Origin of the sequence: Pseudomonas sp. RL (assembly GCF_000647775.1) — a bacterium.
In the GTDB taxonomy this organism is placed as follows: Bacteria; Pseudomonadota; Gammaproteobacteria; order Pseudomonadales; family Pseudomonadaceae; genus Serpens; species Serpens flexibilis.
In genome coordinates this window covers 21,756-41,407 of record NZ_JBOY01000050.1, presented here as the reverse complement: position 1 = coordinate 41,407, position 19,652 = coordinate 21,756, and the positions used below count along the sequence as shown (strand labels likewise).

Annotated in this window: 22 protein-coding genes; 12 read left to right on the top strand and 10 right to left on the bottom strand. The window is 64.3% G+C overall.

Annotated features, from left to right (window positions below):
- Nucleotides 1-64 precede the first annotated feature (64 nt).
- From AS93_RS19055 to AS93_RS19935, 3 genes are all read right to left on the bottom strand, one after another.
- A complete protein-coding gene (locus tag AS93_RS19055) occupies nucleotides 65-352 on the bottom strand; it encodes a DUF3509 domain-containing protein (RefSeq protein WP_051587411.1) in 288 nt (95 codons plus the stop codon).
- Nucleotides 353-472: 120 nt separating this feature from the next.
- A complete protein-coding gene (locus AS93_RS0109095; RefSeq protein WP_037008781.1) occupies nucleotides 473-967 on the bottom strand; it encodes a DUF4142 domain-containing protein in 495 nt (164 codons plus the stop codon).
- Nucleotides 964-1,623 carry a Yip1 family protein gene (locus tag AS93_RS19935; protein WP_081798268.1) on the bottom strand — a complete coding sequence of 220 codons (660 nt, stop codon included), beginning with the start codon at nucleotides 1,621-1,623 and terminating at the stop codon, nucleotides 964-966. Before AS93_RS19935 ends, AS93_RS0109095 begins: the two co-directional genes overlap by 4 nt.
- A gap of 159 nt (nucleotides 1,624-1,782) precedes the next feature.
- Here AS93_RS19935 and AS93_RS0109085 point away from each other — a divergent pair, with 159 nt between their 5' ends.
- Nucleotides 1,783-2,238, top strand: a complete 456-nt coding sequence (locus tag AS93_RS0109085; RefSeq protein ID WP_027590327.1) for a hemerythrin domain-containing protein — start codon at nucleotides 1,783-1,785, stop codon at nucleotides 2,236-2,238.
- A 4-nt stretch (nucleotides 2,239-2,242) separates the two neighbouring features.
- Here the strand turns inward: AS93_RS0109085 and AS93_RS20825 are convergent, their stop codons facing one another.
- The gene (locus AS93_RS20825) at nucleotides 2,243-3,925 is read right to left on the bottom strand and encodes a DNA-binding protein (RefSeq protein ID WP_081798266.1); all 1,683 of its coding nucleotides are present in this window, start codon (nucleotides 3,923-3,925) and stop codon (nucleotides 2,243-2,245) included.
- A 170-nt stretch (nucleotides 3,926-4,095) separates the two neighbouring features.
- Between AS93_RS20825 and AS93_RS19040 the strand changes: the two genes are divergently transcribed.
- Complete coding sequence (locus AS93_RS19040; RefSeq protein ID WP_081798265.1) at nucleotides 4,096-5,109, top strand: site-specific integrase; 1,014 nt, start codon at nucleotides 4,096-4,098, stop codon at nucleotides 5,107-5,109.
- Nucleotides 5,110-5,155: 46 nt separating this feature from the next.
- On the opposite strand, the gene AS93_RS0109070 is transcribed toward AS93_RS19040, so the two are convergent.
- The gene (locus AS93_RS0109070; RefSeq protein WP_027590326.1) at nucleotides 5,156-6,103 is read right to left on the bottom strand and encodes a LysR substrate-binding domain-containing protein; all 948 of its coding nucleotides are present in this window, start codon (nucleotides 6,101-6,103) and stop codon (nucleotides 5,156-5,158) included.
- A gap of 162 nt (nucleotides 6,104-6,265) precedes the next feature.
- Between AS93_RS0109070 and AS93_RS0109065 the strand changes: the two genes are divergently transcribed.
- The gene (locus tag AS93_RS0109065; protein WP_027590325.1) at nucleotides 6,266-6,892 is read left to right on the top strand and encodes a hypothetical protein; all 627 of its coding nucleotides are present in this window, start codon (nucleotides 6,266-6,268) and stop codon (nucleotides 6,890-6,892) included.
- Here AS93_RS0109065 and AS93_RS0109060 read toward each other — a convergent pair.
- Nucleotides 6,889-7,272 (bottom strand): Rho termination factor N-terminal domain-containing protein, encoded by a 384-nt coding sequence (locus AS93_RS0109060; protein ID WP_027590324.1) that lies wholly within the window; start codon nucleotides 7,270-7,272, stop codon nucleotides 6,889-6,891. The two genes, AS93_RS0109065 and AS93_RS0109060, sit on opposite strands and share 4 nt — an antisense overlap.
- Nucleotides 7,273-7,413: 141 nt before the next feature.
- Here AS93_RS0109060 and AS93_RS0109055 point away from each other — a divergent pair, with 141 nt between their 5' ends.
- From AS93_RS0109055 to AS93_RS0109030, 8 genes are all read left to right on the top strand, one after another.
- Nucleotides 7,414-9,879 (top strand): glycogen/starch/alpha-glucan phosphorylase, encoded by a 2,466-nt coding sequence (locus tag AS93_RS0109055; RefSeq protein WP_027590323.1) that lies wholly within the window; start codon nucleotides 7,414-7,416, stop codon nucleotides 9,877-9,879.
- 154 nt (nucleotides 9,880-10,033) lie between these two features.
- The gene (locus AS93_RS20240) at nucleotides 10,034-10,216 is read left to right on the top strand and encodes a general stress protein (protein ID WP_074467522.1); all 183 of its coding nucleotides are present in this window, start codon (nucleotides 10,034-10,036) and stop codon (nucleotides 10,214-10,216) included.
- Between the two features lie 143 nt (nucleotides 10,217-10,359).
- Nucleotides 10,360-10,497 carry a PSPA7_2676 family Cys-rich small protein gene (locus AS93_RS21215; RefSeq protein ID WP_139182030.1) on the top strand — a complete coding sequence of 46 codons (138 nt, stop codon included), beginning with the start codon at nucleotides 10,360-10,362 and terminating at the stop codon, nucleotides 10,495-10,497.
- Between the two features lie 3 nt (nucleotides 10,498-10,500).
- Nucleotides 10,501-10,989: an MgtC/SapB family protein gene (locus AS93_RS0109050; RefSeq protein ID WP_027590322.1), complete on the top strand. Its 489-nt coding sequence runs from the start codon at nucleotides 10,501-10,503 to the stop codon at nucleotides 10,987-10,989.
- Between the two features lie 42 nt (nucleotides 10,990-11,031).
- A complete protein-coding gene (locus AS93_RS0109045) occupies nucleotides 11,032-11,922 on the top strand; it encodes a Ku protein (protein WP_027590321.1) in 891 nt (296 codons plus the stop codon).
- 30 nt (nucleotides 11,923-11,952) lie between these two features.
- Nucleotides 11,953-14,457: a DNA ligase D gene (gene ligD, locus AS93_RS0109040; RefSeq protein WP_027590320.1), complete on the top strand. Its 2,505-nt coding sequence runs from the start codon at nucleotides 11,953-11,955 to the stop codon at nucleotides 14,455-14,457.
- 155 nt (nucleotides 14,458-14,612) lie between these two features.
- Entirely contained in the window at nucleotides 14,613-15,473 is an 861-nt protein-coding gene (locus AS93_RS0109035) for an SDR family oxidoreductase (protein WP_027590319.1), read from the top strand.
- The gene (locus AS93_RS0109030) at nucleotides 15,466-15,873 is read left to right on the top strand and encodes a GFA family protein (protein ID WP_027590318.1); all 408 of its coding nucleotides are present in this window, start codon (nucleotides 15,466-15,468) and stop codon (nucleotides 15,871-15,873) included. Before AS93_RS0109035 ends, AS93_RS0109030 begins: the two co-directional genes overlap by 8 nt.
- 9 nt (nucleotides 15,874-15,882) lie before the next feature.
- Here the strand turns inward: AS93_RS0109030 and AS93_RS0109025 are convergent, their stop codons facing one another.
- From AS93_RS0109025 to AS93_RS0109010, 4 genes are all read right to left on the bottom strand, one after another.
- Nucleotides 15,883-16,641: a class I SAM-dependent methyltransferase gene (locus AS93_RS0109025; protein ID WP_256214727.1), complete on the bottom strand. Its 759-nt coding sequence runs from the start codon at nucleotides 16,639-16,641 to the stop codon at nucleotides 15,883-15,885.
- Entirely contained in the window at nucleotides 16,638-17,756 is a 1,119-nt protein-coding gene (locus tag AS93_RS20585; protein WP_139326683.1) for a hypothetical protein, read from the bottom strand. The genes AS93_RS0109025 and AS93_RS20585 overlap by 4 nt, the downstream gene beginning before the upstream one ends.
- A 148-nt stretch (nucleotides 17,757-17,904) precedes the next feature.
- Nucleotides 17,905-18,606, bottom strand: coding sequence for an RES family NAD+ phosphorylase (locus AS93_RS0109015; RefSeq protein ID WP_027590315.1), 702 nt, complete (start codon nucleotides 18,604-18,606; stop codon nucleotides 17,905-17,907).
- Entirely contained in the window at nucleotides 18,600-19,013 is a 414-nt protein-coding gene (locus tag AS93_RS0109010) for an antitoxin Xre-like helix-turn-helix domain-containing protein (protein ID WP_027590314.1), read from the bottom strand. Before AS93_RS0109010 ends, AS93_RS0109015 begins: the two co-directional genes overlap by 7 nt.
- A 139-nt stretch (nucleotides 19,014-19,152) precedes the next feature.
- Here AS93_RS0109010 and AS93_RS0109005 point away from each other — a divergent pair, with 139 nt between their 5' ends.
- A complete protein-coding gene (locus AS93_RS0109005) occupies nucleotides 19,153-19,641 on the top strand; it encodes a VOC family protein (RefSeq protein ID WP_027590313.1) in 489 nt (162 codons plus the stop codon).
- Nucleotides 19,642-19,652 lie beyond the last annotated feature (11 nt).

Genomic DNA, 19,652 nt, shown 5'->3' with positions numbered 1-19,652 from the left:
GCGCGACGGCGAATGATTCCAAGGAAGGGCCGGATGGGGGCGGCACACCGCCCCGTTCCGGTGATCAGAAGTAGGGCAACTGGAGGCGTTTGTGGAAGTAGCCGATATGGCTTTTCTGCAGGGGACCCTGGTGAGCAAGCAGGTCGCGGCGAACGCGCTCCAGCACATCGTTGATGAGCACGGGATTGCGTTGCTCCTGCGCCGTCACCACCCGACGCAGCACCTGGAGGTCGTCGGAGCGCCGATGAAGCGTCAGGACCAGTGAAGCATCCGGTCGGAGTTCGCGGGTGATCCGGTAGTCCTTGGAGAGCACTTCGATCAGGTAATCGATAGGGCTTTCTTGTTTTGACATGTTGCCGTCCCTCTGTGATTCAGCAGTGACTCATTCACTGTAGCAGGGGACTGAGCCTCCCCAGGCCCGAGCGACCGGCTGCAGCCCACGCAGCGCCTGGTTTCCAGCGGGAGGTCGGGCTTATTGGTCACTGGCCAGCTTGCGGGCCATTTCCAGGTGCTCCTCCAGCGCGGGCAGTTTTTCCTTGGCGAACGCCTGCAGCTCCCGGTCGTCGAGGCTCTGCGACGCTTCTCGGAACAGCTCGACCACTTGCTCATGGGCATTGACCTGGTTCCGGGCGTAGGCGTCATCGAAGTTCTCGCCCTCACGCAATTCAAGGAGCATGGTCTTTGCCTTGTCCATGGCATCGGGAGCGTCGGCAACCTCGAGCTGCTTGCGGCTGGCCAGGGCCTTGAGGTCCTCGTTGGCTGCCGTGTGATCCTTGATCATCCGCTCGGCGAAGCGCTTTACCTCCGCGGAACGGCTTTCCTCCAGGGCCAAACGGGCAGCTTCGATCTCCGCCATGCCGGCAGCCGACGCCTTGTCGACGAAGTCCTGTGCTCTCATATCCGCCCAGGCCGACGCAGCGGTAAGCAACAAGGAAAGCCCGGCAACGGGCAACCAAGGGTGTTTCATGGTGCGTTCTCCTGCGATGGGGTCATGGAATCGTCGAGAGGGAGCGCCGGCTCCGTCCGGTACTCACTGGTCATGAAGGTCTCCAGCCAGAACTCCAGGAACATGAAGGCCGTGGTCAGCAGCGCCAGGAAGCCGAAACCGAGAAGGCAGGCGGTGTAGAACAGGGACTCCCGCCGCGTCATGCGCATGAAGACCGGCACCCCGACGAATAGCAGGAACGTGGATGCGCCGCTGGTCAGTACCGCCACGATCAGCAACAGCCAGCGTTCCGGATGCAGGGCAGCCAGGCCTCCCAGCATCAGGGGTACGGCCACGACGGTGTTGAAGGTCAGGCTTTCCGGCAGCGTCGGACGCGACGCCGTGCGGTACAGCACCCAGCGGGTCAGCACTGCCATCACCAGAACACCGCACAGGAAGGCCAGATAGCACATCAGCGCCAGGTTGAATCCGCTGCGCGGGTCCAGGTAGCGAACATGGTTCTCGCCGAAGAAGCTCCAGCCGACCTTGACCGCACCGATATAGGTGCAGATTGCCGGCAACAGCGCTAGTCCGAGCAGGACGGGCGCGAACCCCCACGGGTGACGATCAGCCCTTTTGCGAATATCCAGCCAGGCACCTGCTGGAGCGTGCAGCAGTCGGGGCAGCGTGTTCAGCATGATCTGACCTCGCAGCACGGATGACTGATTGACGACCCTGGGACCGATAGGTTCATGAGACCGGGCCGGGAGGCAGCCATCCATCCCGGTACACGAACCGCTGGCGTGGCCTGGCGGTCTGCTCCCTACCGTGAGGGTGATATGACGTGGAGAGACCGAATGAATGCCATCGAGCTGCTCAAACAAGACCATGAAACCGTGCGCAAGCTGCTGGAACAGCTGAGTGCGACCACCGAACGGGCGGTGAAGACCCGTCAGGAGCTGCTGCACAAGATCGAACTGGAGCTGTCCATCCACACCCAGCTGGAGGAGCAGCTTTTCTATCCCGCCTACAAGCAGGCAGGCGGCAAGGATGCCGCCATCATGGATGCCGAGGCCCGCGAGGAGCATCGGACCGTCGAGGCGCTGGTGCTGCCGGACCTGTTGCAGACCGACCCGGCAAGCCTTCCGTTCACCGGCCGGGTGAAGGTTCTCAAGGAACTGCTCGAACACCACATCGAGGAAGAAGAGGGGGAACTCTTCCCCGAAGCGACCAAGCTGCTGGGCAAATCGCGCCTCGAAGAACTCGGACTGGAGATGGAAAGCATGAAAAAGGGGCTCAAGAAAGCCTCGTGAACCGTCAGCGCAGCCGCACCTGCCGGCTGCGCTCCACCAGCAGGGCGCAGGCACTGGAGGCGCCGGCCCAGAAGCCGTCCAGGGATTCGCGCCCTGGCTCGATCAATTGCCCGCGGGGGTCCAACAGCACGCCTCCAGCCGCCTTGAGCAGAGCCAGCGCGGCGCGCAGGCTTCGTTGCGGCACGCTCTGGCTGCCCAAGGCGCATACCCCGTCACCGGCGGCAACGCGCGCCAGGCGGTAGGCGGGATGCGGCACCAGCATCAGCTCCGCCGGCGCACTCCATTGCCGCAGCCGCTCGTCCGCCCGATCTGAAAGCACCTGCGCGCCCTTATCCAGCCGCAGGCGAGGCAGGGCAGAGGTCACCGGAGTACCGTTACGCAGCAAGCCCTCCAGCCCAGACGCCCAGGCGATGCAATCGGCCTGCCCCTGTTCGTCGCTCGGCGCCATGACCAGTGCCAGCACGGGCTTGCCATCACGCAACAGCGCGATGCTGAAGGCGCCGCCATGCAAGGCGGCACCCACGCAGCCGTCTACCAGCCAGACCGCCCGCTGGCTGCCTTCCGCCTGGCAGGGCAGCAGGGCTTCAAGGCGCTCTTTCAGATGCAACTCGGTTTCGCGCTCCGTGCGCAGGCGTTCGGCATCGCTGGGAAATGCCTGCTGCAGACGCTGGCCCGCATCCGTGGCCAGTGGCAGGACCGCCTCCAGCAGGGGGCGGCAGTCGTCTGGGCGTAGCGCCAAAGCCCGGTACAGGTCCGGTGTAGTTGCCGTTCGGCGAGACAGTTCCACGTGCGCCTGCCGCAAACGCTCGGCGTCTTCCATGCGCGCGACCCCCAACTTCTCCACCTCCTGTTGCGCAGTCTCCAGGCGCACCTGTAGCACCTGCACGGAGGTTCCGGCCTGGGCAAGGCGCTCTTGCAGGGCAGGCAACTCCGCAGACAGGCGCTCCTGCTCACGCCGCAGTTGCGCAGACTCGGTAAGCAGCCGCTCATTGTCCCGGTGCAGGCGAGTCAGCTCGTCCTGTTTGACCAGCAGGCTCTGCTGCGCCTGACGCAGCTCCATCTGCAGCTGCTGCAGTTGGGTTTCATGCCGGCGCTGGTCCTGCTCACGCTGTTCACGGCTGGCCTGGCGATAGTGCTCCAGCGCATCCCGTGCGTGCTGATGCTTTTCTTCCAGCGAGCGGATCTGGCCGTCGCGGTCCTCCAGGCGCGTCTGCAGGTCCTGGGTGGCCTGCAGGGCGCGCGCCAACTCCAGTTCGCGTTGTTGCAACTGGTCGCGCAGCTGATTGTTTACCTGGCCCTGCTCGGCGAGACGGCTGGCCAACTCGCCGTGCTGCGCCTGCACTTGACTGACCCGCGCCTCGCTGTCCTGCAGGCGCTGCTGCCATTCCAGGCGGTCGCGGGCCAGCTCGGCGCGCTCCTCGGCCACGCCCTCGGCGGCTTCCTCTTCCAGCGCCTCGGCCAGACGCGCCACGAGTTGTCCGAGCCGCTCGCTGATCGGCGTGCCAGGCTCGGTCTGGATGGTCAACCCCCGACCCTCCAGCTCCTTGAGGCAACGGTGGATGGTGCTCTTGGACCCGGTATTGCCGAGCTCGACGCGGATGGCGTCGATGCTGGGGTGCTCGCCACGGGCGAGCAGTGCATCCCTTGCCTTCTGCACCAGTGCCCTGTTGATGCCGCTGCGTGCCATGTGTGCTCCTATTATTTCGTAGCGTTTATACGTATTACGTAAATACATACCAGTATGGCTATATTCTGCGCAACATGCAGCCTAGAATAAAGATAAGATAATGGAGGCTTATCACAGGTCAGGGCCGTTCTCAGGCACAGCTGACCTCACAGCGGTACAGGGGAGAGGACATGAGCGAGGTCGAGCGCTATCTGCAGGCCGGCACCCGGGAGAACACCCGGCGCAGTTACCAGGCCGCCATTGAGCACTTCGAGGTGAGCTGGGGTGGCTTCCTGCCCGCGACCAGTGACAGCGTGGCCCGCTACCTGGCCGAGCATGCCGGAACGCTTGCGCTCAACACCCTCAAGCTGCGTCTGGCGGCCTTGTCGCAGTGGCATGTCACCCAGGGCTTTCCCGATCCCACCAAGGCGCCGCTGGTACGCCAGGTACTGAAAGGCATCCGCAGCCTGCATCCAGCCCGGGAAAAGCAGGCTGCGCCGCTGCAGCTGCAACAGTTGCAGCAGGTGGCTGACGATCTGGAACGCCAGGCAGAAGAGGCCCTTCAGGATGGAAACCGAGCGGCCCTGTTGCGCGCCCGCCGGGATCGCGCGCTGCTGTTGCTGGGCTTCTGGCGGGGCTTTCGCAGCGATGAGTTGTGCCGCCTACAGGTGGAGCACGTCCAGGCGGTGGCCGGCTCTGGCATGACCCTATACCTGCCGCGCAGCAAGGGCGACAGAGACAATCTGGGCGTGACGCATCAGGCGCCGGCCTTGCGCCGGCTCTGCCCGGTACAGGCCTACCTGGACTGGATCGGTACCGCCGGGCTGACCAGCGGCTCGGTATTCCGACGCATCGACCGCTGGGGGCGTCTGGCCGGAGAGGGACTCAACCCCAACAGCCTGATCGCCTTGCTGCGGCGCATCCTGGAGCAGGCCGGCATTCCGGCCGAAGCGTATAGCAGCCACTCGCTGCGTCGCGGCTTCGCCACCTGGGCCGCCGGCAGCGGCTGGGACCTGAAGGCGCTGATGCAGTATGTCGGCTGGAAGGACATGAAGTCGGCACTGCGTTATGTGGATGCCACGGTGTCGTTTGGCGGGCTGGCGGTTGAGCAACGGCCGCGGCTGCCCAGGCAGGTGCCGCCTGCCGGGGTAAAGCCGCCCCTAGAGGGTCCCCATCAGGCCCCCGCGGATGGAGAGCCCGGATAACAGCCTGCGCGATGGGGTTGCAGATGGCGCTGACCGATAACGCGACCTAACGCCCGCGCCCCGCCTCGGCATAGAAATCCTGATCCAGAACTCCCGGCAGAGTGAGCAGAATGAAGTCGATCAGGCTGCGCACCGAAGGCAGCATGCCGCGCGGGCTCGGGTAGGCAAGTCCCAGCGCACTGGTTCGGCCGTTCCACTCGGGAAGGACACGTGCCAGCAGGCCCTCGCGAAGGGTGGCCTTGAGCAGGGTGCCGTGGAGCAGAGCGACCCCGGTGCCGTGAATCGCTGCCTCCAGTTGCACCCGGATGTTCCGGGTTACTAGCGCCGGATTGTGGCGAACCACCACCGGTACTGCGCGCTCACGAAACAGCTCCCAGTAACCGGAACCCTGGGACACTTCCTCCGGACGGCAAATGGAGGGCAGCCCGCTCAGCTCGTCGATCGACCGGGGCGTTCCATGGCGGGCCAGGAAATCCGGGCTGGCCACCAGGATCGGCGAGGACCGTCCCAGCTCGCGAATGACCACGCCACTCGGCTCACTGTCCTTGCCTGGCGTAATGACGCGTAGAGCGATATCGACCCGGTCGGCGAACAGATCCACATCGCTGTCACCGGCCTCGATCACCACCGAAACCTTGGGGTGTGCACGCAGGTACTCCGGCACTACGTGCGCCAGATAACTTTCGGCGAGCAGCAGCGGCGCACTGATGCGCACGACGCCAGCAGGCTCGGCCTGCAGCTCGGCCAGGCATTCGTAGGTCGCGCGCAGGCTTTCCAGGGTCGCCTGGCAGTGTCGGTGGAAATGCTGGCCCGCCTCGGTGAGCACCACCGTGCGGGTGGTGCGGTGGAGCAGCGCTACGCCCAGCTGTTTTTCCAGGGCCGTTACCCGGCGGCTCAGGCGCGACTTCTCGATGCCTGCGGCTCGCGAGGCGGCGCTGAATCCCCCGTGCTTGACTGTGAGGGCGAAGAGTTCGAGATCGCTGAGATTGCTCATGACGGTTCAATAAGAGACAAAAATGCAACACACCTTAGCATTTCGAGTCCATTGTCTACAGAAGCCTTGTAAGTATAGTGACCGGCCCAATCCGGGCAGGTACTCCCCCGGGTAGTCATGAGGTATGCGATGTTCGATAGAAGGTTCGATGAGAAGACAGTCGTGTCGGCTATCCTGGGCGCCTGGCTCGGCTTTGGCGCCCTGGCCACCTATTCGCTGTTCGTGGAAGGCAACGTCAATGTCTACGCCGAGAATGGCATCCTGGAAACCCTGCAGGCCGTCCTGCTGGCGCTGTCCTGCCTGATGTTTCTCGCTACAGCGATCTGGGAGAAGGGCACGGGACGCCTGGTGGTCCTGTTCTGCGCCTTGCTGTGCTATGGCTTCGTACTGCGCGAAGTCGACGTCGAAACCCTGGATATTCCGGATCTGCTGATCCTGCTGGGCTCGGGTAGCGGCCGCAACCTCTCGCTGGGGATCGGGCTGATCCTGTTGTGCCTGTGCGCGCTGTTCGCCGGCTTTCGCGCGCAGTTGCGCTGTGGCCTGGACTTCGCCCGCTCGCGCGCCGGCCTGCTGCTGCTGAGCGGGCTGGGCTTCCTGCTGCTGGGCGATGTGTTCGAGAAACAGGTGCTGGGCAGCATCCCGCACCATGTGTTCTTCGAGGAAATGTCCGAGTTGCTGGGGGATGTGATGATCCTGCTGTCCGCCGTCGCCTCGGGTTCCTTCCTGCAACGCGAAGCGGCGACCGCGCGGCGCAAGATCGCGCTGGCCACCGGGGCGGTACGCAGCTAACCCGTCTGCTTCAGCGCCTCGATCAGCTCAGCCTTGCGCATTGTCGAACGCCCGCGAATGTCCTTGGCCCGCGCTTCCTCCATCAGCTGAGCGCGGGTCTTCTCCTGCCGCTCAGGCGCCGAGCGGGCACGGGGTACGCCACGCCGGGTGGCCACGGCCCGCCGGGCCGATTCCTCACGATCATCGGCCTTGGCCGCAGCGCTCTTCCTGCGTCCGGAGCCACCGGCGCGCTCGCCGCCGCCGGACTGCTTGTTGACTGTCGCCCAGGCGCGGGCCTCGGCTTCATCCTCGGAAACGCCCTTGGCCTTGTAGCTGTCCTCGATGTGCTCGGCCTTGCGCTCCTGTTTGGCTGTGTACTTGTCTTTACTGCCACGAGGCATGGTGGTGACTCCAGGAACAAACCCCTTCGATCCCCTCTCCGCGCCCTCGGTTTGCCCGGCCGGACAGGCGGGGCGGGAACCGTCAGCCCGCATCGGCTTTCAGAATGACAGTCCATCCCGATTCGCAGCGAGGAACGCACCATGTCCCAGCCCGCCGACCAGCCCAGCGAAGGTGTGGAGGCCTTTCGCGCGCGCATCCTCGACAAGCTCAAGTACGCCACCGGCAAGGACATCACCTCGGCGTGCCCCCATGACTGGTTCGAAGCCACCGCGCTGGCGGCGCGCGACCACATCATCGACCGCTGGGAAGACGCGGCGTTGCAGATCGACCGCAGCGAGGAGAAGCGCGTCTATTACCTGTCGCTGGAATTTCTCATCGGTCGCCTGCTGGTCGACAACCTGAGCAACCTGGGCCTGCTGGACACGGCCCGTGCGGCACTGCACGACCTGGGGGTGGACTTCGAGGAGATCCGCGAACTGGAACCGGATGCCGCGCTAGGCAACGGCGGCCTGGGCCGATTGGCTGCCTGTTTCATGGAAAGCATGGCCACTCTGGGCGTGGCGGCCCACGGCTACGGCATCCGCTACGAGCACGGGCTGTTCCGCCAGGTACTCATCGATGGCTGGCAACACGAGCACACGGAAACCTGGCTGGAGTTCGGCAACCCGTGGGAATTCGAGCGCTCCGAGGTCAGCTACACGGTGGGCTTCGGCGGCAGCGTGATGAGCACCGGCGACAACGGCAACAGCCGCCAGGTGTGGTTGCCCAACGACACCGTTCGGGCGATTGCCTACGACACGCCGATCATCGGCTGGCGACGCCACAGCGTGAATACCTTGCGCCTGTGGCGTTCGCGCGCCGAGCGTTACCTGCAGCTGGAGCGCTTCAACGCCGGCGACCACCTGGGGGCGGTGGCCGAAGCGGTCAAGGCGGACAGCATTTCCCGGGTGCTGTATCCGGCCGATGTCACCGAGGCCGGCCAGGAGCTGCGCCTGCGCCAGGAGTACTTCTTCGTCTCCGCCTCGCTGCAGGACCTGCTGGGCCGCCACCTCAGCCACTACCCGCTGGAACGCCTGCCGGACATGGTGGCCATTCAGCTCAACGACACCCACCCGGCCATCGCCGTGGCCGAGCTGATGCGCCTGCTGGTGGACGAGCACGGCGTTGAATGGGCCGAGGCCTGGCGCTTGACCGTGGCGACCCTGTCCTACACCAACCACACGCTGTTGCCCGAGGCGCTGGAATCCTGGCCGGTGTCGCTGATGGAGCGACTGCTGCCGCGCCACATGCAGATCATCTACCTGATCAACGCGGAGCACATCGACGCGCTGCGCGCCAGGGACATCCATGATTTCGGCCTGCTGCGCGCCGTGTCGCTGATCGAGGAAGACCAGGGACGCCGGGTGCGCATGGGCAACCTGGCCTTTCTCGGCAGCCACAGCATCAATGGCGTATCGGCGCTGCACACCGACCTGATGCGCCAGACCGTGTTCCGCGAGCTGCACGGGCTGTACCCGGAGCGCATCAACAACAAGACCAATGGCGTCACCTTCCGGCGCTGGCTGTACCAGGCCAACCCGGCCCTGACCGGCCTGCTGGTCGAGCGTCTCGGCGAATCGGTACTGGATGCGCCCGAACAACGGCTGCGCGACCTGGAGGCCTGGGCCGAGAAGAGCGGGTTTCGCAAGCAGTTCATGGCCATGCGCCAAGGCAACAAGGCTGCCCTGGCGCGACTGGTCAAGGAATGGCTGGGCATCAACCTGGATACCCGGGCGATCTTCGATGTGCAGGTCAAGCGCATCCACGAGTACAAGCGCCAACTGCTCAATCTGCTGCACTGCGTGGCGCTCTACCAGGCGATCCGCAACGACCCGACGGTGGACTGGGTGCCGCGGGTGAAAATCTTCGCCGGCAAGGCGGCGGCCAGCTACTACCAGGCCAAGCTGATCATCAAGCTGGCCAACGATATCGCCCGTACCATCAACAACGACCCCACGCTGCGCGGGCAGCTCAAGGTGGTGTTCCTGCCCAACTACAACGTCAGCCTGGCGGAAATCATCATCCCCGCCGCCGACCTGTCCGAGCAGATCTCCACCGCCGGCATGGAGGCCTCCGGCACCAGCAACATGAAGTTCGCCCTGAACGGTGCCCTGACCATTGGCACCCTGGATGGCGCCAACGTGGAAATGAGCGAGCAGATCGGCCGCGAACACATGTTCATCTTCGGCATGACCGCCGACGAGGTGAACCTGCGCCGCCATGCCGGCGAGCTGGACATGTCAGGCCTGATCGCCGGCTCGGAGCGCCTGCGCGAGGCGCTGGAAGCCATCCGCGGCGGGGTGTTCAGCCCCGATGAGCCGCATCGCTATGCGGCCCTGATACAGGGCCTGCAGCACCAGGACACCTTCATGGTGTGCGCCGACTTCGACGCCTACTGGGCGGCGCAGCTGCAGGTCGAGGAATACTGGCGCCAGCCCGACCGCTGGTGGCGTTCGGCAATTCTGAACTGCGCGAGGGCCGGCTGGTTCTCCTCGGATCGCACCATTCGCGAGTACGCGGCGGATATCTGGAAAGTGAGTCCCAGCCTGCCGCCGGAACAAGGCTGAACCGACCAGTCGTCTTGTTACCGCAAGCCACGCAGGGCAGGCTCTTAACAACAAATCGCTATAGAAATACCTCGAACTTACGCGAAATCACGCTTTCAGAGGCTATGGGTGCGCCAAGCGCCCGCATTAAATCCTGAACACGAGGACATCGAAAATGGCTCAGCATCAAGGCGGTAAAGGCAACTTCGCTGAGGATCCACAACGGGCCTCCGAAGCTGGCAAGAAAGGCGGTCAAGCCAGTGGCGGCAACTTCAAGAATGACCCGCAACGCGCCTCGGAAGCAGGCAAAAAGGGTGGACAGCAAAGCCATGGCGGCGGTCGCAGCAGCAGTAGCTGATTGAGTGCCATGGGCGGAAGCTGGACGCTTCCGCCCCGGATGCGGTTCTCCAACGTCCCTTTGTACCCCTTTCGCAAAACCTCTCGCCGTCTCGGCAGTCCAAAACCATGATCCTGAACAGAGGCCAGGCCCTGGAGGTCATCATGTGCTTGCGTTGCCTGCTTGTCGGCTGCCTGTGGACACAACCAACCCGTGTCCGCCTGGGATCCGAAACCCTGCTGTGCCAGCGCTGCAGTCGCTGCGCCAGCAAGCGCTACCGACCCGATGATGGACAGGCATGATGAATGGACGTATGGGCAGTGCTCGTCGAGACCCTGGCGGATGAGTTAGGCGACACCACCGATCTGGAGCATGCCACGCGCATCGTGTTGCGCCTTGCCCTCGCCGCGCTGTTCGGCGGGCTGCTAGGTTTCGAGCGCGAACACCATGGCAAGGCCGCCGGGATACGCACCCATATGCTGGTCGCGGTGGGCAGCGCGCTGTTCGTCATGGCACCGAGTCTGAGCGGCTCCGAGGAAGACGCCATGAGCCGCGTCATACAGGGCATCGTCGCCGGCGTGGGCTTTCTCTGTGCCGGGACCATACTCAAGAGCGACAACGACCGCGACGTGAAGGGCCTGACCACCGCCGCCGGCGTCTGGCTCACCGCCGCCATCGGCATTGCCACCGGCCTGGGGAGTGCGCTCCTTGCCCTGCTGGGCACGCTGCTGGGGCTGTTCATCCTGAACATCGTGCCGCGCCTGGTCGACCGCTGCGAACGCCACAGGGACTAGCGTCAACCGCCAGCGGAGCCGGGAGCGGGGAGGTTATCCGCAATGCCACGCTCAATCTGGAAAGGCGCAATCAGCTTCGGCCTGGTGCATATCCCGGTCGGTCTGGTATCCGCGACCTCGAAGCAGGGCGTCGACTTCGACTGGCTGGACAAGCGCAGCATGGACCCGGTCGGCTACAAGCGCATCAACAAGGTCACCGGCAAGGAAATCACCAGCGAGAACATCGTCAAGGGTGTGCAGTACGAAAAGGGCCGCTACGTGGTGCTCAGCGACGAAGAAATCCGCGCCGCCCATCCGGAGGCCACGCAGACCATCGACATCTTCTCGTTCGTCGAGCGCAGCGCCATTCCGCTGCAGAACATCGACACCCCGTACTACCTCAGTCCCGAACGGCGCGGCGAGAAGGTCTATGCGCTGCTGCGCGAAGCGCTGCGCCAGAGCGACAAGGTGGCCCTGGCGCGGGTGGTGCTGCACACCCGCCAGTACCTGACGGCACTGATGCCGCTTGAGGACGCACTGGTCCTGGTCAAACTGCGCTGGCCCGCCGAGGTGCGCAGCCTGGCCAGCCTGGAACTCGGTCCGGCAGTCACCAAACCCTCGCTGGCGAAAAGCGAACTGGAAATGGCTCGACGCCTGATCGAGGACATGGCCGGCGACTGGCAACCCGACGACTACCGCGACCAGTTCCAGGACCAGATCATGGATCTCGTGGAGGAGAAGGCCCGCAAGGGCAAGATCCACGAGGTGGAGGCCGTGCCCGGCGAAGCCGAAACCCGGCGCAGCGCCGATGTCATCGACCTGACCGAACTGCTCAAGCGCAGCCTGAGCGAACGGGGTGGAGCGGCCAAGGGCAAGGAAAAAACTAGCGGCAAAACGGGCGACGACGGCGAGGAAAAACCCGCGGCGTCGCGCCGACGTCGCAAGGCCCAGTAGAGGTTCCACTGATTACCAGCAGGCGAGGCGATGAACAGCAAACTCGACGAGTACCGCCGCAAGCGCGACTTCAGTATTACCGCCGAGCCGGATGAGCAGCCCCTGCGCAAGCGGCGTGGCAAGAGCGCCCTGAGTTTCGTTATCCAGAAGCACGCTGCCCGGCGCCTGCACTACGACTTCCGCCTGGAGCTGGACGGCACCCTGAAGAGCTGGGCAGTGCCCAAGGGTCCGAGCCTGGACCCCCGCGACAAGCGCCTGGCCGTGCATGTGGAAGACCATCCACTGGACTACGGCAGCTTCGAGGGCAGCATTCCGGCCGGGCAGTACGGCGCGGGCGATGTGATCGTCTGGGACCGCGGCATCTGGCAGCCCCATGGCGATCCGCACGCCAGCTACCAGAGCGGCAAGCTCAAGTTCAGCCTGCAGGGCGAAAAGCTCGCCGGCGACTGGACCCTGGTGCGCACCCATCTGCGCGGTAGCGGCGACAAGGAACAATGGCTGCTGATCAAGGAACGCGACCCGCAGGCGCGCTCCGCCGACGAGTACAACATCGTCGAAGCGCTGCCAGACAGCGTGCTCAGCGAGGCGAGCATTCCGGCCAAGCCGAGCAAGCCGGCGAAATCCCCGGCCCCGCGCAAGAAGCGCCCGGCAGGGCCTGCCGTGCCGCTGCCCGACATCCTCAAGCCGGCCCTGGCCACCCTGGTGGATCGCCCACCGCCCGGCGACTGGCATTACGAGATCAAGTTCGACGGCTACCGCATCCTGGCGCGCAAGCAGGGTCGGCACGTGCGGCTGTACACCCGCAACGGCCATGACTGGACCGAGCGCCTGCCGCTGCAGGCCAAGGCGCTGGCGACGCTCGATTGCGGTGACGCCTGGCTGGACGGCGAAGTGGTGGTGCTCGGCGACAACGGTCTGCCGGATTTTCAGGCGCTGCAGAACGCCTTCGAGCGCAACGCGCCGAAGGACATCATCTTCTACCTGTTCGACGCCCCCTTCCTGAACGGCGAAGACCTGCGCGAGCAGCCCGTGGAACAGCGCCGCACCGCCCTCAGGGCCGTGATGGAGAACAACCGCAGCGCGACGCTGCGCTTCTCCGAGGACTTCAGCGCCGCGCCCCAGGACATCATCGAAAGCGCCTGCGCGCTGAAACTCGAAGGCATCATCGGCAAACGCGCCGGCAGCAGCTACGTGTCGCGGCGCACCCCGGAGTGGATCAAGCTCAAGTGCCGGCTGCGCCAGGAATTCGTGATCATCGGTTTCAGCAAGCCCAAGGGCAGCCGCTCCGGCTTCGGTGCACTGCTGCTCGGCGTGCACGAGAAGGGCCAGCTGCGCTATGCCGGGCGCGTCGGCACCGGTTTCAACGAAACCCGCCTGCGTGAACTGCATGCGCGACTCAAGGAGCGGGAACGCCCGACTCCGCCGCTGGACGAGCCGCCGACCGGCGCCGATGCCCGCGATGTGCACTGGGTCGAGCCGGAGCTGGTGGCGGAAGTGGAGTTCGCCGAGTGGACCCGCGAAGGCGTGGTGCGCCAGGCCAGTTTCATCGCCCTGCGCAGCGACAAGCCCGCCAGGGAGATCGGCCATGAAACCCCGCAGCCGGCGGAAAACCTGTCCCCGCGCCGCGACGGGAAAGTCGTAGTGGCCGGCGTGCCGATCAGCAATCCGCAGCGGGTCATCGACCCGGAAAGCGGCGGCAGGAAGCAGGATCTGGCGCGTTTCTACGCCGATATCGCCCACTGGATCCTGCCGTTTCTCAATGACCGCCCGGTGTCGCTGGTCCGTGCGCCGGACGGCGTGGAGGGCGAGCAGTTTTTCCAGAAACACGCCGAACGCCTATCGATTCCCAACATCCGCCACCTGGACCAGAGCCTCGACCCCGGCCACCCGCGCCTGATGGAAATCGACTCGCTCAAGGCGCTGATCGGCGCGGTGCAGATGGGCACCATCGAGCTGCACACCTGGGGCGCTACCCACGACGCCATCGAAACCCCCGATCTGTTCGTGCTCGACCTGGACCCCGACCCGGCGCTGCCCTGGCGCAGCATGCAGGAAGCCACCCAGCTGTGCCTGTCGGTGCTGGACGAACTCGGGCTGGACGCCTACCTGAAGACCAGCGGCGGCAAGGGCCTGCACATCATCGTGCCGCTGCAGCGCAAGTCCGGCTGGGACGAAGTGAAGACGTTCAGCAAGGCCTTTGCGCGTTTCATGGCGCAGCAGTTGCCGGACCGTTTCAGCGCCACCTCCGGCCCGAAGAACCGCATCGGCAAGATCTTCATCGACTACCTGCGCAACAACCGCGGCTCCAGCACCGTGTGCGCCTACTCGGTGCGGGCACGCCCCGGCCTGCCGGTATCGGTACCTATTGCCCGCGACGAACTGCATGACCTGCACGGCGCCGCTCAGTGGACCATTTTCAACCTGCGCGAACGCCTCGACGCGCTCAACGGCAACCCCTGGGACGGCTACGCCAACCGCCAGACCCTCACGCCGAAGATGTGGAAACAGCTCGGCGCCAAGCCACCCCGTACCTGAACGTAGGGCGGACAACGCCTTTCTTGTCCGCCAACCGGCACCGAACCACTGGTCTGGCGCGCAACGCCCCAGACCACCGCGCATCCCCAACCCCGAACCCCATGCTCCCATCCCAGTCGGGTTTCCAAACACATCTGCAAAACGGGGAGCCCGCCATGACCGACCAGAAGCAAACCCTGCCGCCCCAGCACCAGGACCAGCGCCCCGGCTCCGAAGAGGAGATGACCCCGCAGCCCGTCTACCTGTCCGATACCTATCGCCCGGCCGGCAAGCTCAAGGACCGGGTCGCCATCATCAGCGGCGCCGACAGCGGCATCGGCCGGGCGGTGGCGGTGCACTTCGCCCTCGAAGGCGCGAGGATCGTGCTGCTCTACCTCAGCGAGTACCAGGACGCCGAGGTCACCAAGCAGGAAATCGAGAAGCATGGCGGCGAGGTGATCGACTTCGCCGGCGACGTGGCGGGCGAAGACTTCTGCCGCACCGTGGTCGAGGAAACCCTCAGGCAATGGGGGCGCATCGACATCCTGGTCAACAACGCCGGCGAACAACACCCGCAGAAGAATCTCGAAGACATCAGCCCGGAACAGTGGGAAAAGACCTTCCGCACCAACATCTTCGGCATGTACCAGCTCACCCGCGCCGTGCTGCCGCACCTGAAGAGCGGGGCGACCATCATCAACACCACCTCGATCACTGCCTACAAGGGCAACCCGATCCTGCTGGACTATTCCTCCACCAAGGGCGCGATCACCGCCTTCACCCGCTCGCTGGCCATCAACCTCGCGCCAAAGGGCATCCGCGTGAACGGCGTGGCGCCGGGCCCGATCTGGACCCCGCTGATTCCCTCGACCTTCTCGGCAGAACAGGTGGCCACCTTCGGCACCGATACCCCGTTGAGCCGCGTTGGCCAGCCCGCCGAAGTGGCGCCGGCCTTCGTCTACCTGGCCAGCGACGATGCCTCCTACGTCTGCGGGCAGGTGATTCATGTGAACGGGGGGAGCGTGGTGAATGGCTGAGGGTGACGCTGCACGATTCAGCGGCGGCTGTTTGTGCGGCAAGGTCCGCCTCGTGGCCACAGGCCAACCATACCGGGTGGGCCTGTGCCACTGCCTGGACTGCCGTAAACACCACGGCGCGTTGTTCAGCGCCTCGGCGATCTTCCCGCAGGCCGCAGTCCGCATCGCAGGCGAAACCCGACACTACGCCGGGCGGGCCTTCTGCCCCCACTGCGGTTCCTCCGTGTTCGCCCGCACCGGCGACGAGATCGAGGTGCATCTCGGTGCGCTGGATGCACCCGATCAACTGATGCCGACCTACGAGAGCTGGGTGATCCGACGGGAACGCTGGTTGCCGGTGTTTCCGCTGGGTCGGCGATATGAGCGGGATCGGGAGGAGAAGGGGCGGTGTGAGGGGTAGCGGCGATACCTACACCCGCCCAACCCGCCCATTGATGGGCCAGCAAATCTCCCACTTCGCCTCGGCAGCGCCCCAGAGCTGCGCAATATCGCTGGCAAAGCGCTGCAACACGTCTTCCTTTCCTGCCTCGCGGGCACGGCGCACCGCCGACCAGGTCGAGAGATAGCCGAGGAACTGTTCCAGGTTCCAGTCGAGGCGGATCTGCAGCGCGGGTAATTCGACCGGCGCGAACGGGAAATCCAGCGTGGCATAACCGCTGTCCACCAGCTTTCGTTCCTCCGGCCAGTAGGGGCCAATTTCCTGCGCGTAGAACCTGTCGAAGCGGGCACCCAGCTCGCCTTCCAGATGCAGGACGCCGTAGCTGATCAACGCCACGACGGCCTCGGGCACCGCGATGCGGCGCACTTCGGCGTAGAACGCCGGCAGGTCGAACCAGTGCGCGGCCTGGGCGGCCGTCACCAGGCTTGCGCAACGGTCGGGGAGGGGCATGGCTTCGGCAGGGGCGCAGCGGTAGGTCAGGTTTTCCCGTGGGAGGGCGTGGGCGATCTGCTCGGCGCTCGGGTCAATGCCGGTCACGGAGGTGAAATGCTCGGCCAATTGGTGGGTGAGCTGGCCGTTGCCGCAGCCGACATCAATGGCAAGGTGGGTATTGGGGGAGATGGAGGCCAGGAAAGCCGCCAGCTCAGGAGGATACTCGGGGCGGAAGCGGGCGTAGGCTTGGCCGCCCTGAATAAACCAGTTTCGTGAGACGTCCGGGTGCTCCTTCACTGGCATGCTTCCGAGGTAGTAATTGCAGCCGGCTTGAGCTTGGCGGCTGACCTAACGGCCAGACTGCCCGTAGCCTTCAGAATAGCCACCTTGAGCACGGGAAATACCGCGCTCCAGAAAAGCCCTATAAGGGCAAACACTCCGGTGAGAATTGCGCCAATCAATGTTAAGGCTGCATCGCTCAGCTGCATGGTGAGTTTGATCAGGCGGCTCTTTCCAATTACATCCAGGGCCACCAGCATTCTCTTCTTTACTGCCTCGCTGGCGCGACTCAATGCTCGCAGTTCTGCTGGCGTATCCGCATGATGCAGGATTTTCATGGTGATAACTGTGCCCACGGAACTGCGCATCTTGGTCAGATCGCTTACCCAGTCCTGCAAGGCGTTTAGTTTTTTCATATCGACAGCTTCGGTGAGCATACGGGGATTCTTCCAGGTGCCATCTGATATCTTCGCAATATCAACCATGTTGTCTGCAAGTTGCGTTAGATGTTTGGTCATCGGGCGAGTAATGCTTCCGGCCTTGCGAGCAGCCTTGGCCAGCCCCGCACCTGCCTTTACACCGGCAGTACTCCCCCCCGTAAACACAGCAACCCCTGTGGCAGCCAGACCCACAGTGGCAAGCGCAATATCAATCTGGTCCGCATCCTCACTGACCAAGGTCCGCACATCCCCAATGGGAGTTATTTCAACAGCCACGTCACACAGTTTTGCCGCCGACAATGGGCATTGATTAGGAGTGGTAATACAACTCCAGCACTGTTTGGAACCAGCCAATAATCCGCGTTCCTTCGCCTTGCGCTCCTTGATCCGCAAGATCACGTCGGGGTTGAGAACAATGCCTTGTTCGCTGGCGTAATATTCAATTTCGTCAATTATTAGCCAATCTGCTGGAGTTGGATTGAGCGCTTGGATAATTCTTGCATTAAGTCCCTCTGGTGTTGCACGCTTGGCCAGCTCTTTTTCAATTTCCTTTTGTAGAGACTCGATCGCTCTTTCTGAGTAAAAACTTACAGTGGGATTATTGACCATTAAATGCAATTGCCAGAGGACAGCAGCAAGAGATAAAAGAGCCACCGCTATCCAGAGCAGCCGCTTCACCGACTTAAACGTCATGTCTTCCCTTATGTTGTACTGGGATAATGGCTAGAAGCTATCACTAGGCGTTCCTACAGTCCATGGACTCTTACGGCGCGAATGCCGATGTAGGTCACCCAGCCCCCATGCAGAAATCAAATTCGGTCAGCAACTGCACGCAACGCACCTATCGCATCTCCAGCCCCGCCAGCCGATTCACCCCGACGATCCGCTGGTTCCAGATCATCTCGTAATGTGCCGTCTGCAGAATCGCGGTGACCGGCCTGGGCGTCAGCAACGCCCAACAATGGTTGCCGGGGGAACGGACCGAGTGGTAGCGCAAGCCGGGGCAGCCGCTGCGTTTCAGCGCGTGGCCCAGCTGGCGGGCGTGGCTGTAGTCGTCGGGGGCGTAGATGGGATCGGAGAGCGGCATGGCGGTGGCGTCCTGCATGCCGGCGTCGTTGAAGCGACAGGTGAGGCCTCGAAAGACGAAGCGCTCGTAATTGAGTCCCGGCACCTGCGACCAATAGCGCTCCTGGTGGAAGCGCACCTCCGCGATGGCGGTGGTCAGGGTGTCTGCCAGGTAGAGCACGCCGAAGCTGCCGTCGCTGAAGCGCGAGCCTTCGGGGTTGACGTGGGTGAAGGGGGCCGTCGCGTAGGAGCAGCCGGGAATGCCGAAGGGGATTTCCTCCCGCGCGATCAGCTCCAGGCGGCCGACCTCGTTCTGCAGCCGGGGATTGGTCAGCGCCTGCAGCTGGAACAGCGCCTCGAAGTCCTCGGCATCGGCCACGTCGTCGAACAGGTGGATGGGCGGGAACTTGGAATTGACCAGCCGGTAGGCTTGCAGCGGCGCGCCGGCCGCCGTGGCGAGGCTGTCCAGCCTCACCATTGCGCGCCGCGCAGGGCGTCGATGCGCCGGTAGGTTTCGTAGAGGGAGATCATGTCGCCCTGGGCCATGATCTCCAGCGGCGCACGCCCGTTGAAGAAGGCGTTGTGGTTGGCCATCGCCGGGAAGCCGTAGACGTTGTCGGGGTTGTCGAACAGCAGACGCAGCGCAGCGTGGATATTCAGCACCATGCTGATGCGTTGCAGCTGGTCGGTGTCCAGGCCGACGCTCCAGGCCGGGTCGCGCTGCCGGGCGCGGGTGTAGGTGCTGCGCGAGATGCGCAGGATGCGACAGGCCTGTTCCGAGGACGCCTGCCATTTGTCCAGAATGTTCAGGGCCGCGCGCAGGCCGGTGACGCCTTGCTCTTTCGAGAGGTCGCGGGCGGGATGTACGGTTGCGAGGGTGGCCATGCCGAACTCCATCATTGATTCCGTAGGCGCAATACTAGGCGAACTGCGTCCTCAGATCAAAAGCGAACGACCGAAGGGGAGGCCGGTCAACCCCTGCAACTGGAGTTGATTGCTCGATCCCTTAGCGCGGAGAACCAAGATGAACAGCAAGAACAGAATCTGCCTCTGGTATGACGGCACCGCCCTGGAGGCGGCGACGTTCTACGCGCAGACCTTTCCGGACAGCGCGGTCGGCGCGATCACCCACGCCCCGGGCGACTATCCGGCCGGCAAGCAGGGCGATGTGTTGACCGTCGAGTTCACTGTCGCGGGCATTCCGTGCCTGGGACTGAACGGCGGGCCGGCGTTCACCCACAGCGAGGCGTTCTCGTTCCAGATCGCCACCGATGACCAGGCCGAAACGGACCGCCTGTGGGAGGCGATTGTCGGCAACGGCGGCCAGGAAAGTGCCTGCGGCTGGTGCAAGGACAGGTGGGGACTGTCGTGGCAGATCACGCCGCGGGTCCTGACGGCCGCGATCGCCGATCCGGATCCCGCGGCCGCCAGGCGCGCCTTCGAGGCCATGATGGGCATGCACAAGATCGACATCGCGGCGATCGAGGCGGCGCGGGGCCGGACGACACCTTGAAGCACCGCCCG